Below are 12,912 nucleotides of genomic sequence, written 5' to 3'. Positions count from 1 at the left end.
TTGAAGCGCCGTCAGGGCATCGCCTTTTGCGCTTCGGCCGAGGGCGGCGCAGCGGGCGTGCGCATGCCGACGGCGCGCCAGCGCTCGGTTTCGGCCATCTGGTTGAGCGACATCGGCTTGTAGGCGGCGAGATAGCTCGAGACCCCGAACCACCGCTCCAGCAGGCGCCCGTCATTCGCGCGCCGCCATTCCAGATCCTCTGCGGCGAGCCGGCCGCGGATCGCGGCATCGGTGCCGAAGCGCGAGGCCCGCGCGAGCAGGGCGCCATCCGAGGCCACCGATCCGGCCTGCGGGCGCCCGCCGAGTGCCGCGATCACGTCGCTTTGCGGGCTCGGGTCGGTGATATTGGTGCCGCCCGGCGTAGGCGCCGGCAGCAGCGCCAGATTTTCCGGCATGGTCAAGGGCTTCGTCGGCAGAATCGCGAATTCGTCCGGGCCCGGCGTGGTCTTGCGCAGCTGCATGAGCTGCGGCTTTTCCGACCCGCAGCCCGCCACCAGCGCCGCAATCGCCACCGCGATCCCGAGCTTTCCGATTGACGCGCGCATGAGCCACTCCCTCACCGTTTCAGCCCCCTCTTAGCCTATCGCCGCAGCGGCGTCACGCCCCTTGGGCGCTCAGCGGCGGCGTTTCGCATTCTTCTCGCCGCTGAACAGCACGAGGCCGAGCGCCCCCGCAAAAATTGCGATATCGGCCACGTTGAACGACCAGGGGTTGCGCCAGAACGGCAGCGACATGTTCAGGAAATCCGCCACCGCGCCATAGAGCACGCGGTCGATCACATTGCCGAGCGCGCCGCCGATCAGCAGCCCGGCCGCGACCTGCATCCGGCGGTCGCCCTTGCTGCGGCGCACCCAGTGCCAGACCCAGCCGGTGATCACCAGCGACAGGACGATGAGCAGCCAGCGGGTGAGCTGGTCCTCCCCCGAGAACAGGCCGAAGTTCACGCCCTGGTTCCAGGCCATGCGAAAATCGAGCCAGGGTGAGAAGACGTCGATCTCCAGCACCCGATCGAGGTTCATCAGGTGGACGACGATGTATTTGGAGATCTGATCGAGCAGGAAGATCCCTGCCGCGATCCAGGCCATCAGACGCATGTTCGCCTCCTTCGGGGCCGCATGGGCGGCGGGTAGACGGCCGCGGGCGCGGCCTAGCGATAGGTTGGTCCGGCTACGCCCTTGCGGAAGGCGCGCGGCCATGCGCGAGCCAGCGGCGGACGAGGCCGCGCGCCGCGGCCCTCAGTGCCGGAAGTGGCGGGCCAGGGGGCGCCCCTGGGGGGGCCGGGCCGGCCCCCCGCGGCCCTCAGTGCCGGAAGTGGCGCATGCCGGTGAAGACCATGGCAAGGCCGCGTTCATTCGCGGCGTCGATGACCTCCTGATCGCGCATCGAGCCGCCGGGCTGGATGATCGCGGTCGCGCCGGCTTCGGCGGCGGTGATCAGGCCATCGGCGAAGGGGAAGAACGCATCCGAGGCCACCACCGAGCCCTTGGTCAGCGGCGCATCGAGGCCCAGCACCTCGGCCATATCCTGCGCCTTGCGGGCGGCGATGCGGGTAGAATCGACGCGGCTCATCTGCCCGGCGCCGACGCCGACGGTGGCGCCATCCTTCACATAGATGATCGCGTTGGATTTCACATGCTTCGCCACTTTCCAGGCGAAGAGCAGGTCTTTCAGCTCCTGCTCCGAGGGGGCGCGCGCGGTGACGACCTTCAGGTCCTGCGGCGTGATGCGACCGTTGTCCTTGTCCTGCACGAGGAAGCCGCCAGCGACCTGGCGGAAGGAGGTGATCGGCGCCGCCACATCGGGCAGGGCGCCGGTGGTCAGCAGGCGCAGGTTCTTCTTCGCGGCAAATACGGCGCGGGCGCCTTCGGTCGCATCCGGGGCGATGACGACTTCGGTGAAAATGCCGGTGATCTCCTGCGCGGTGGCTTCATCCAGCACCTGATTCAGCGCGATGATGCCGCCGAAGGCGGAGGTGCGGTCGCAGTCGAAGGCGCGGGCATAGGCCTGCGCAAGGGTGGCGCCAGTGGCCACGCCGCAGGGGTTCGCGTGCTTGATGATCGCGCAGGCGGGCTGGTCTGCCGGGAATTCGGCGACCAGCTCGAAGGCCGCATCGGTATCGTTGATGTTGTTGTAGCTCAGCTCCTTGCCCTGCCACTGCTTCGCGGTGGCGACGCCGGGGCGGTCACTGCCATCGCGGTAGAACGCCGCCTGCTGATGCGGGTTCTCGCCATAGCGCAGGGTCTGGGCGAGCGTGCCCGCGAAGGCGCGGCGGCGCGGCGCGGCCTCCTCGATCGCCTGCGCCATCCAGGTGCTGACGGCGGCATCATAGGCGGCGGTACGGGCATAGGCGATCTGCGCCTGGCGCTGCCGGAAGGCATAGGTGGTGGCGCCGTCGTTGGCATCCAGCTCCTTCAGGACGGCGGCATAATCCTCCACATCCACCACCACGGTGACGAAGGCATGGTTCTTCGAGGCCGCGCGGATCATCGCCGGGCCGCCGATGTCGATGTTCTCGATGCAGTCGTCGTACGCGGCGCCCTTCGCGACGGTGGCCTCGAACGGGTACAGGTTCACCACCAGCAGGTCGATCGGCTGGATGTCATGGGCCTGCATTGCCGCCACATGCTCCTCGTTGTCGCGCAGCGCCAGAAGCCCGCCATGCACCACCGGATGCAGCGTCTTCACCCGGCCGTCCATCATCTCGGGGAAGCCGGTCACCTCGGCCACATCCACCACATGCATCCCCGCCTCGCGCAGCGCCTTGGCCGTCCCGCCGGTGGAGAGCAGCTCCACCCCGCGGCTGGACAGGGCGCGGGCGAAATCGATCAGCCCGGTCTTGTCGGAAACGGAAATCAGGGCGCGGGTCAGGGGGACAGGTCTGGTCACGGCTGGCAGTCCTTATGCTCAGATGTCGAGGGCGAGCGGCGTCGTGCCGCTGTCGCGGATCGCGGTCGGCGTAACCTGAGCACGTTCAAAGGTCCAGTCGATTTGGAGCGCATGATCGAACAGCGCACCCGAAAGCACGATCTGTTTCGTGGGCCGCGGGCGCAGGCGCGTACGGTCCAGATAGACCGAAGGCAGCAGCCCGAGCTCCACCGGCCCGTCGAAGCGGAACACCCAGATCTCCCCGGTCTTGAGCGCCATCGACACCGCCCAGCCGCCCATATCGAGCGTCGCATCCACATCCGGATGCAGGTGGAAATGCAGCTTGAACGGCACCCCTTTCAGCCCGGAGCGCACGAACACCGCATCGAACCGCTTCCGGTCGGCGGTGGACATCGCGCCGAGCGTATCCGCCCCGCGCAGCACACCGCCATCGGGCGAAAGCTCCAGCTCGCGCACATGGGTGAGCCCGTGGGTGACCACATAGCCGTCGTGGCCGAAGAGCGCATGGCGCGCCGGGTCGGTCTCCGCGCGCATCCAGACCTCGCGCGGGGTTTCGTCGAGCCGCGTGCGGGGGATGCCGCCGAGCTTACAGGTGGGCCCGAGGCGCGAGGAGGAATAGCCCTCCAGCGCGAGCGTCGAATGGCTCGCCGTCGCGCGCCCGGCCAGCGCCCAGTCCGGCCCGAATTGCGCGCCCGAGCCGCAGTTCACGATCAGCGGGCGCCGCCCGGAGGTGAGCTCCAGCGCCAGGGTGGAGGCATGGGCATGGGCGGAGGCCTCGCCCAGCGGCGGCGCCGCCGCATCGACGATCAGCGTGCTGCGCCCGGCATGGAGCCGCGCGAAGCCCATCGCCAGCCCATCCCCGGCGGGCTTGCGCGAGCCCGACGCGGCCAGCGCGGAATCGAGCTTGCCCTCCGCGCCGCGGCCACCGCCATGAAACCGCGCCAGCCCGCCATCCGCATGGCGCAGCGCCCGGAGCGTGGGCGCGATCCGCGCGATGGCATGGAAATGCGCGGGCGCAGGCGTGCGGCCCGCCGCCGTGAGCACATCCGAAGCCCAGATCAGCAGCGCGAAAATATCCAGCAATTCTTCGGGGTTGCGGCTCTCTATCCCGCCCTGCGCATCGATCCGCTCCGCGCATTCCTGCGCCAGCGCCTCGGCCGCGGGCGCGGCATGCCCCGCCATCCCGGTGAGCGAAAGCCCGGCGTGGATCAGCCCCGTCAGCGCCTGAAACCGCGGCAGCCCCGGCCCGGCCGAGCGCCAGCGCCGCGACAGGAACAGCGTCTGCTGCCCGAGCGTGCGGAAGAAGGCATCGGCCTTGCCGCGCTCGCGCCCGTTCATCACCATCAGCGCATGGTTGATCAGCCGCATCAGCCGCTGCCCGGTAAGGTCGGGCGTCCAGCCCGGGCCGCTGCCCGCGCCGAACCGGGAGATCCAGTCGAAGGTCCAGTCCTGCGCCCGGCCGCGCGCCGCCGCATCGCCCACCGCCGAGAGATCGTCGAGCCAGGCAAAGCCGTGCAGCGCCTGCTCGAAGCTCGGGTCCGGCATCGGCAGATCCCAGATCGACTGGCCCGGCCCCTCGATCAGATAGCCGGCGAACTGGAAATTCCCGGCAATCAGCTGCCGCCCGCGCGCGAAGGAGCCGATGGTGCGGGGCTCCGGATGGCTGACGAACCCGGTCGCGGGGCGCGCCCGCGCCTGCGTGAGCCGGCCCCTGATCTCCTGGCCCGCCCTTTCCTTGCCGCCTGCCATCGCTTCCGGGTCTCTCTGCCTCAGCGCGATCATATGCCCTGCCCCTCCTGCTGTCACCGCATTCTGCGGATCACGAATCAGGGTAAACAGAACCTATGAAAAATCCGTCCATTCCGCCCCGCTCCGGCCAGTAGTCCGGGCGCAGCCGCAGCCCGGCAGGCCCGCGCCAGGCCGGATCCACGCCCGGCAGCTCCGGCACCACGACCCTGAGCCCGTGGCGGGCCTGCGCGGCCTCGATCTGGCGCTCGCCCTCCTCGGGCAGGAGCGAGCAGGTCGCATAGACCAGCCGCCCGCCGGGCCGGAGCCAGCCGAGCGCCCGATCCAGCAGCGCGGCCTGCAGCGCCACCAGCTCCTTGATCCCTGCGGCATCCTTGACGAAGGGCAGGTCCGGGTGACGCCGGATCGTGCCGGTGGCCGAACAGGGCGCATCGAGCAGGATCGCATCGAAGGGGGCATCGGGCGCCCACAGGAGCGCATCGGCCGCCACCACCCGTGCGCTCAGCCCGCAGCGCGTCAGGTTCTGCCAGAGCCGCCCGAGCCGCGCCTCGGAGATATCGAGCGCGGTCACATCCGCGCCCGCGGCCGCGAGCTGCAGCGTCTTGCCGCCCGGCGCCGCGCACAAGTCCAGCACCCGCTCGCCGGGCTGCGCAGCCAGCGCCCGCGCGGCCAGCGCCGCGGCCGCATCCTGCACCCACCAGCGGCCCTCGGCATAGCCCGGAAGCTCCGTCACCTGCGCGCCCTGCGGCAGGCGCACAGAGCCCGTCGGCAGAAGCTCAGCCCCGAGCTCCTCCGCCAGCACCGCCGGATCGCCCTTCACGCTCAGGTCTATCGGCGCGCCTACCAGATGCGCCGCCTCCATCCGCTGCACCGCCACCTTGCCCCAGGCCGACATCATCCGCCCGCGCAGCCATCCGGGCAGCGCCGGCACCGGCAACGTGGCCCAACGCGCGGTGTCTTCCGCCACCTTGCGCAGCACCGCATTCACCAGCCCGGCATAGCCATCCGTGCGCCGCCCGCCGGAGCGGCACAGCGCCACGGCGGCATTGACCACCCCATGCGGCGGCGCGCCCTCGCACAGCTCCAGCACCGCCAGCCGCAGCAGCACCCGCAGATCCGCGGGCGGGGCCTTGCGCAGATGCGGCTTCAGCATCGCATCCACCCGCGCCAGATTGCGCAGCACGCTCAGCGCCAGCCGCTGCGCGCGGGCGCGTTCCCCGGGCGAAAGCCCTTCGAGCACTTCCGCCTGTTCGGCGAGCGTGCGGCGATCGTCGGTCACCCCGAGGATCAGCGCGCAGGCGGCGCGGCGGGCGAGGTCGATGCTCATCCCGGTCCCTTCCCTTGTTGCGAATTGCCGCGCGGCGTATATCAGAAGCCGGTCCCAGACAAGGAAGCCGATATGAGCGAAGAGCCGAAGAAGGAGCTGCCGCCCGCCGCCCAGCGCGCGCTGGCCGAAGCCGAGGAACGGCGCCGGAACGCAGCGCCGCTAAACCTGCCCGAAGAGCTGGGCGGGCGCGATGGCCCCGAACCCGTGCGCTACGGCGACTGGGAGAAGAAGGGCCTCGCGGTCGATTTCTGAGGCCCGCAGCATTCCAGCGGGGCGGCCTCCGGGGGCCGAAATTGCCCGGCCGGGCCGTTTCCGGGGCCTAAAGCCCCAGAACGTCGATCATGTCGTACTGGCCGGGCTTCTGCCCGAGGCCCCACAGCGCGGCCTTCAGCGCGCCGCGCGCGAAGATGGCGCGATCCGTGGCGATGTGGCGCAGCACGATCCGCTCGCCCGCCGCCGCAAAAATCACGTCATGCTCGCCGACGATATCGCCGCCGCGGATCGCCGAGAAGCCGATGGCGCCCGGCTTGCGCGGGCCGGTGATGCCGTCCCGCCCCGATTCGCGGTTTTCCTCCAGCGAGATGCCGCGCCCGTCCGCCGCAGCCTGGCCAAGCATCAGCGCCGTGCCCGAGGGCGCATCGACCTTGCGGTTGTGATGGGCCTCCACCACCTCGATGTCCCAGTCCGCGTCCAGCGCCTCGGCCACCTTGCGGGTCAGCCGGGTGAGCAGGTTGACGCCGAGGCTCATGTTCCCGGCCCGCACGATGACCGCATGGCGCGCACAGGGACCGAGCGCCGCGATCTCCGCCGCCTCCATCCCCGTCGTGCCGATCACATGCACCACACGCGCCTGCGCGGCGAGTTTCGCGAAATGCACCGTGGCTGCGGGCGCGGTGAAATCGATCACCGCCTTGGCGCGGGCAAAGGCCTCCAGCGGATCGTCGGTCACGATCACGCCATTGGCCGCCCCGCCCGTGACTTCGCCGAGATCGCGGCCGATCCAGTCGTGGCCCGGGCGCTCCAGCGCGCCCACCAGTTTCGCCTCGTCGGAGGCGAGGATGGTTTGCGCCAGCATCCGGCCCATGCGGCCCGACGCCCCCGTGATCACGATACCCGGCAGATCGGTCATGTCTTGCTCCTTCTTTGGGCCGCTTGTAGCCCGCGGGGGCGCCCCCCGCAAAGCCCGAGTTGCGGGACGGGCCCGAACGCACTATGTGCGGGATATGGCAAAGAACCGTTTTTCCCCGGGCGATGGCCCTTCGCAACGTCAGCTGCGCGTCGGTGAACTGATCCGGCGCACGCTGTCGGATGTTCTGATCCGCGGCGATGTCCACGATCCGGACCTGAACCGGATCTCGATCACCGTGGGCGAAGTGCGCACCTCGCCCGACCTGAAGGTGGCGACCGTCTATGTCGCGCCGCTGGGCGGCACCCTGGGCGGCGAGACCGCCGAGGCGATGCTGGCCGCGCTGCGCCGCCATTCGGGCGAGCTGCGCCACCATGTGGCCAAGGCGATGACGCTGAAATTCGCCCCCGAGCTGCGCTTCCGCATGGACGAGACCTTCGACCGGCTGGACGAGACCCGCCGGATCTTCTCCGATGAGAAGGTCCAGCGCGACATCGCCCGCGACGACGATGAAGATCTGGCCTAGCCTCTTCGCGGCGCTGTCGCTGATGGTGCCGCGCACGGCTCTGGCCGAAGACCCCTGCCGCACGATGGACTTCGAGGGCCTGCCCTTCACCGTCTGCACCGCCAGCGCGGGCGACGACATCCGCCTGTGGCTGCAGGATGGGAGCGGGCGCTTCATCGGCGCGCCGGGGCGGGTGCAGGACACGCTGGCCCCGGGCGAGCGGCTGGTCTTCGCGATGAACGCGGGGATGTATCACCCCTCGCGCGAGCCGGCCGGGCTTTATGTGGAAAACGGGGCGGAGCGCACCGCGCTTGCCACCCGCGCGGGCGGCGGCAATTTCGGGCTGGTGCCGAACGGGGTGTTCTGCGTGGCCGACCGGCTGCGGGTGATCGAGACCCGCGCCTTCGCCGCCGAGCGCCCGGCCTGCCGCTTCGCCACGCAATCGGGGCCAATGCTGGTGATCGGCGGCGCGCTGCACCCGCGCTTCCTGCCCGACAGCGACAGCACCTATATCCGCAATGGCGTCGGCGTCTCGCCGGACGGGCAGACGGCCTGGTTCGTGATCTCCGACCGGGCGGTGAATTTCCACCGCTTCGCGCGCTTCTTCCGCGATGGGCTGGGCGCGCGCGATGCGCTCTATTTCGACGGCTCGATCTCCCGGCTCTCGGTGCCCGGGCAGGGGCGCAACGATTTCGGCTTTCCGGTCGGGCCGATCGTGGGCCTGGTCGCGCATGATTGACCGGGCTGGCGGATCGCGCTAGCAGGCGGGCCTTCTGAAACGGAGGGGCGCATGGGCCGCAGCAAGAAGGGACGCGACATCTCGGGCTGGATCGTCGTCGACAAACCGGCGGGGGTCACCTCGACCTCGGTGGTGGGCAAGGTCCGCTGGGCGATGGGGGCGAAGAAGGCAGGCCATGCCGGCACGCTCGATCCGGCGGCGACCGGCGTTCTGGCGGTGGCGCTCGGCGAGGCCACCAAAACCGTGCCCTATGTCACCGATGCGCTGAAGTGCTACCGCTTCGTCGTGACCCTTGGCGCAGCCACCAATACCGACGATGCCGAAGGCACGGTGATCGAGACCTCCGCCCTGCGCCCGAGCGATGCGGAGATCGCGGCCGCGCTTGGCGCCTTCCGCGGCGATATCCAGCAGGTGCCGCCGCAATTCTCGGCGGTGAAGGTCGATGGCGAGCGCGCCTATGACATCGCCCGCGACGGCGAGGTGATGGAACTGGAGGCCCGCCCGCTCTGGGTCGAGCGGCTCGACATGATCGCGCGCCCCGATCCGGACCATGTGGAGCTGGAGATGGTCTGCGGCAAGGGCGGCTATGTGCGCGCCATCGCCCGCGATCTGGGCCGGGCGCTCGGCTGCCTCGGCCATGTGCAGTGGCTGCGGCGCGAATGGTCCGGGCCGTTCGAGGCCAGCGCGGGGCTGAGCCTCGAGGAGCTGGACCGGCTCGCCCATACGCCGGAGCTCGATGCGCGGATGCTGCCCCTCGAATACGGGCTGGCCGATCTGCCCGAGCTCAGCGCCACCGCCGAAGGCGCGGTGCGGCTGCGCCATGGCAACCCGGGCATGGTCATCGCCCGCGACGTGGAATTCGGCGAGGAGGCCTGGGCCAGCTTCGAGGGCCGCGCGGTGGCCGTCGGGCGCTACATGGGCGGCGAGCTGCACCCGAGCCGCGTTTTCAACACATGATCACCCGCAGCCACACCAAGGGCGATGCCCCCTCCGTCGCGGTCTATTCGGATTGCGAACGCTACCGCTACCTGCTGACCCGGGTCTGGGATCCGGCGGGGCCGCGGGCGCTGTTCGTGATGCTCAATCCCTCGACCGCGACCGAGGTGCAGAACGACCCGACGGTGGAGCGCTGCGAGCGCCGCGCGCGGACGCTGGGCTTCGGCGCCTTCCGCGTCACCAATATCTTCGCCTGGCGCGCCACCGACCCGAAGGAGATGCGCGCCCAGCCCGATCCGGTCGGCCCGGAGAACGACCGCGCCATCCTCGAGAGCGTGGAATGGGCCGCCGGGCCCGGGGCGCGAATCGTCTGCGCCTGGGGCGCGCATGGCGCCCATCTGGCGCGCGGCACGGCGGTAGAGCGGCTGCTGCGCAACACCGGCCGCGAATTGTTTCACCTTGGCCTTACAAAGGCGGGGGATCCAAAACATCCCCTCTATATTGGATACGATCGACAACCCGAATTGTGGCCCTGACATGGCGGCCCCGCGGCAATTCCGTGAGGTTAACCAGGCGTAAAGAAATCGGCCAACGCCATGCAGGCAAAGCTTTTTTATCCCGCTCGGCCGTGGCAATCTGAGCCTGTCGATGAAGAGGTACTGCCGTGTTTGTAATGGGTAGTCTTCTCGGTTTGCTGGTGGCGGCAGGGGCTGCGGTGGGGATGTTGCCCGCCACGTCCACACCTCTTCACGACGACGCCCCCGATGAGGAGGAGGCGCAGGCTGGCACGCCGATAGAGCCGCTTCCGGACGATGCCGCCGCGGCGGATATTCCCGCCGAAGTCAGCGATGGCAGCCAGCCCGGCGATGACACCCTCCACAGCGACGACACCGGCCCGCAGGACAGCCTCGCCACGGTGACCGACGGCAACCAGCCCGGCGACGATACGATCATCAGCGATGAAACCGGCCCCGATGACGTTCTGGCCGTGGTTACGGATGGATCGGAGGGCGCCGACCCCGGCATCTCGTCCACGGCGAGCGAAGGCGCCGATACGCTCCTGGGTGGCGCCGGGCAGGACCATCTGATCGGCGGTGCAGGCGATGACCGGCTCGAGGGCGGCGCGGGAAATGATACGCTCGAAGGCGCAGCGGGCAACGACAGCCTCTCCGGCGGTACGGGCCAGGACGATCTCTCCGGCGGCGCGGGCGATGACCTGCTGGATGGGCGCGTGCCGGATGCCCATGGCCACGATACCGACGGGCGCGCTTTCCTGAACGCCGGCGCGGGCGACGATACCGTGATCGGCGGCGCGGACGACTGGCTCTCGGGCAATGCGGGCCACGATACTTTCGCCATCGGCGGCTGGGTCGACCCGGCCCACCCCGCGACCATCGCCGATTACGCGCCCGGGCAGGACCATCTCGTGCTGGTCTATGACGGTGCGAGCCCGCATCTGAGCATAGAGCCCTCGGAGACCGATGGCGCCGCCTGGATCAGCGCCAATGGCACCCGCCTCGCCGAAGTGCTGAATGCGGGCGGGCTGAGCGCGGCCGATGTGCTGGTGATGACGCCCGCACAGCTCCTGCAGGCCTGATTCGGCTTTCCTTTAGCGCGGTTTTCGCGTATGGGCGCCCATCCGCCCCTGTGCGGATACTCCACGGGCCCTGCTGGACGACATCCCGGCTTGCGCCATGACCCTCAACCAAAGGAGATCCCGATGTCGATCACCGTCGAAGACAAGAACGCGATCCTGAAGGACTATGCCACCAAGCAAGGTGACACCGGTTCGCCGGAAGTGCAGGTTGCGCTGCTCTCGAAGCGCATTGCCAACCTGACCGAGCACTTCAAGATCCACAAGAAGGACAACCACTCCCGTCGTGGCCTTCTGATGCTCGTGGCCCAGCGCCGCAAGCTGCTCGACTACCTGAAGAAGAAGGACGAAGCCCGCTACCAGTCGCTGATCGAGCGTCTCGGCCTGCGCCGCTGATCCGTTTTCCTTCGGGAAGGCCGCGCCCGTGTCGCAAGACGCGGGCGTTTTGCTGTCTGGCACCGGGTTTTCTGCCGCAGGCCGCGCGGAATGCCCGGATTTTGCGCATTTGCGGCAGCGCGCCGGAATTGCCGCGCGGCACGGCGGGGCGATTGTTTCCGCGCCGCGCAGGGCCGTCCTAGGCTTCGGGGATAACGCCCGGCCCAGGAGGATGCCATGTCCGAGACCGTTCACCCCGTGGATCAGATGCTGCCGCTGCGCCAGATCGTGCCGCTGGCGCTGCAGCATGTGCTGGTGATGTATGCGGGCGCGGTGGCGGTGCCGCTGATCGTGGGGCGGGCGCTGAACCTCTCGCCGCAGGATGTGGCCTTCCTGATCAGCGCGGATCTGTTTGCCTGCGGCATTGCCACGCTGGTGCAATGCTGGGGCTTCAAGGGCGTGGGCATCCGGCTGCCGGTGATGATGGGGGTCACCTTCGCCTCGGTCGGGCCGATGATCTCCATCGCCAACAGCGGGGATGTCGGGCTGCTTGGGATCTTCGGATCGGTGATCGCGGCCGGGGTCTTCGGCATCCTGATCGCGCCGTTCATCTCGCGGCTGCTGCCGCTGTTCCCGCCGGTGGTGACGGGGACGATCATCCTCGTGATCGGGATTTCGCTGATGCGGGTGGGCATCAACTGGGCCGGCGGCGGCCTGCCGATGCTGACGAGGGTGGTCGACGGCGTGCCCGGCAGCTTCCCGAACCCGAATTATGCGCAGCCGCAGGGGCTGATGATTGCGGGCTTCGTGCTGTGTGTGATCCTGGCGCTCCTGCGGTGGGCGAAGGGGTTCTTGCGCAATGTCGCGGTGCTGCTCGGGATCGTCGCGGGCTGTGCCCTGGCTGCGGTGCTGGGGGTGATGCATTTCGAAAAGGTGGGCGAGGCTCCTTGGGTCGGCGTGGTGCTGCCGTTCCACTTCGGCGTGCCGAGCTTCCATCTGATCCCGGTCCTGACCATGTGCATCGTGATGATCGTGGTGATGATCGAATCGCTCGGCATGTTCCTCGCGCTCGGCGAGATCACCGAGAAGAAGGTCGATCAGAAGGCGCTTGCGCGCGGGCTGCGCGCCGATGGCGTGGGCACGCTGATCGGCGGGCTGTTCAACACCTTCCCCTATACCTCTTTCTCGCAGAACGTGGGCCTGGTGGGCGTGACCGGGGTGCGCTCGCGGTGGGTCACGGTCGCGGGCGGGCTGATCATGGTGGTGCTCGGGCTCCTGCCGAAAATGTCGGCGCTGGTGGAAAGCGTGCCTCAGGTGGTGCTGGGCGGCGCCGGGCTGGTGATGTTTGGCATGGTCGCGGCGACGGGGGCGCGGATCCTCGGCGCGGTGGATTTCAAGACCAAGCCCAACAACCTGTTCGTGGTGGCGATCTCGATCGGCTTCGGGATGATCCCGCTGGTGGCGCCGAACTTCTTCAAGAGCTTCCCGCACGACCTGCACCCGCTGCTGGAATCGGGGATCCTGCTGGGGGCGATCGTCTCGGTCGCGCTCAATGTCTTCTTCAACGGGGTGGTGAGCGCCGAAGAGGCCGAAGCCGAGGCCGCGCGCGCCGCCTCCAGCGCGGAGCACGCCTGACCGCTACCATCACATGCTTTCCAAACAGGGCTTTTTGCTGTAA

Annotated in this window: 14 protein-coding genes; 8 read left to right on the top strand and 6 right to left on the bottom strand. The window is 69.2% G+C overall.

What is annotated here, in order from left to right; all coding sequences use genetic code 11:
* Window positions 1-11 precede the first annotated feature (11 nt).
* From ACOMG5_RS06460 to ACOMG5_RS06440, 5 genes are all read right to left on the bottom strand, one after another.
* Window positions 12-545 carry a DUF3035 domain-containing protein gene (locus ACOMG5_RS06460; RefSeq protein ID WP_420342977.1) on the bottom strand — a complete coding sequence of 178 codons (534 nt, stop codon included), beginning with the start codon at window positions 543-545 and terminating at the stop codon, window positions 12-14.
* 69 nt (window positions 546-614) lie between these two features.
* A complete protein-coding gene (gene lspA / locus ACOMG5_RS06455; protein ID WP_420342976.1) occupies window positions 615-1,094 on the bottom strand; it encodes a signal peptidase II in 480 nt (159 codons plus the stop codon).
* 205 nt (window positions 1,095-1,299) lie between these two features.
* Window positions 1,300-2,886 carry a bifunctional phosphoribosylaminoimidazolecarboxamide formyltransferase/IMP cyclohydrolase gene (purH, locus tag ACOMG5_RS06450; protein WP_420342975.1) on the bottom strand — a complete coding sequence of 529 codons (1,587 nt, stop codon included), beginning with the start codon at window positions 2,884-2,886 and terminating at the stop codon, window positions 1,300-1,302.
* Between the two features lie 18 nt (window positions 2,887-2,904).
* A complete protein-coding gene (locus ACOMG5_RS06445; RefSeq protein ID WP_420342974.1) occupies window positions 2,905-4,668 on the bottom strand; it encodes a heparinase II/III family protein in 1,764 nt (587 codons plus the stop codon).
* Between the two features lie 37 nt (window positions 4,669-4,705).
* Window positions 4,706-5,959: an RsmB/NOP family class I SAM-dependent RNA methyltransferase gene (locus ACOMG5_RS06440; RefSeq protein WP_420342973.1), complete on the bottom strand. Its 1,254-nt coding sequence runs from the start codon at window positions 5,957-5,959 to the stop codon at window positions 4,706-4,708.
* 72 nt (window positions 5,960-6,031) lie between these two features.
* Here ACOMG5_RS06440 and ACOMG5_RS06435 point away from each other — a divergent pair, with 72 nt between their 5' ends.
* A complete protein-coding gene (locus ACOMG5_RS06435) occupies window positions 6,032-6,211 on the top strand; it encodes a DUF1674 domain-containing protein (RefSeq protein ID WP_420342972.1) in 180 nt (59 codons plus the stop codon).
* A gap of 67 nt (window positions 6,212-6,278) precedes the next feature.
* Here the strand turns inward: ACOMG5_RS06435 and dapB are convergent, their stop codons facing one another.
* Entirely contained in the window at window positions 6,279-7,088 is an 810-nt protein-coding gene (gene dapB / locus ACOMG5_RS06430) for a 4-hydroxy-tetrahydrodipicolinate reductase (protein WP_420342971.1), read from the bottom strand.
* 94 nt (window positions 7,089-7,182) lie between these two features.
* Here dapB and rbfA point away from each other — a divergent pair, with 94 nt between their 5' ends.
* The 7 genes from rbfA to ACOMG5_RS06395 all read left to right on the top strand — a co-directional run bounded on the left by rbfA (window position 7,183) and on the right by ACOMG5_RS06395 (window position 12,869).
* Window positions 7,183-7,611, top strand: coding sequence for a 30S ribosome-binding factor RbfA (rbfA, locus tag ACOMG5_RS06425; protein WP_420342970.1), 429 nt, complete (start codon window positions 7,183-7,185; stop codon window positions 7,609-7,611).
* A complete protein-coding gene (locus ACOMG5_RS06420) occupies window positions 7,595-8,329 on the top strand; it encodes a phosphodiester glycosidase family protein (RefSeq protein WP_420342969.1) in 735 nt (244 codons plus the stop codon). Before rbfA ends, ACOMG5_RS06420 begins: the two co-directional genes overlap by 17 nt.
* A 51-nt stretch (window positions 8,330-8,380) precedes the next feature.
* The gene (gene truB / locus ACOMG5_RS06415) at window positions 8,381-9,286 is read left to right on the top strand and encodes a tRNA pseudouridine(55) synthase TruB (RefSeq protein WP_420342968.1); all 906 of its coding nucleotides are present in this window, start codon (window positions 8,381-8,383) and stop codon (window positions 9,284-9,286) included.
* The gene (locus ACOMG5_RS06410) at window positions 9,283-9,801 is read left to right on the top strand and encodes a DUF1643 domain-containing protein (RefSeq protein ID WP_420342967.1); all 519 of its coding nucleotides are present in this window, start codon (window positions 9,283-9,285) and stop codon (window positions 9,799-9,801) included. Before truB ends, ACOMG5_RS06410 begins: the two co-directional genes overlap by 4 nt.
* A 137-nt stretch (window positions 9,802-9,938) precedes the next feature.
* The gene (locus ACOMG5_RS06405; RefSeq protein ID WP_420342966.1) at window positions 9,939-10,862 is read left to right on the top strand and encodes a calcium-binding protein; all 924 of its coding nucleotides are present in this window, start codon (window positions 9,939-9,941) and stop codon (window positions 10,860-10,862) included.
* A 123-nt stretch (window positions 10,863-10,985) separates the two neighbouring features.
* The gene (gene rpsO, locus ACOMG5_RS06400) at window positions 10,986-11,255 is read left to right on the top strand and encodes a 30S ribosomal protein S15 (RefSeq protein ID WP_420342965.1); all 270 of its coding nucleotides are present in this window, start codon (window positions 10,986-10,988) and stop codon (window positions 11,253-11,255) included.
* A gap of 216 nt (window positions 11,256-11,471) precedes the next feature.
* Entirely contained in the window at window positions 11,472-12,869 is a 1,398-nt protein-coding gene (locus ACOMG5_RS06395; RefSeq protein WP_420342964.1) for a nucleobase:cation symporter-2 family protein, read from the top strand.
* Window positions 12,870-12,912 lie beyond the last annotated feature (43 nt).

The sequence above is a fragment of the Paenirhodobacter sp. genome, assembly GCF_041916475.1.
GTDB lineage: Bacteria > Pseudomonadota > Alphaproteobacteria > Rhodobacterales > Rhodobacteraceae > Rhodobacter.
The sequence above is the reverse complement of the archived record's forward strand: the minus strand, read 5'-3'. Positions and strand labels throughout refer to the sequence as shown.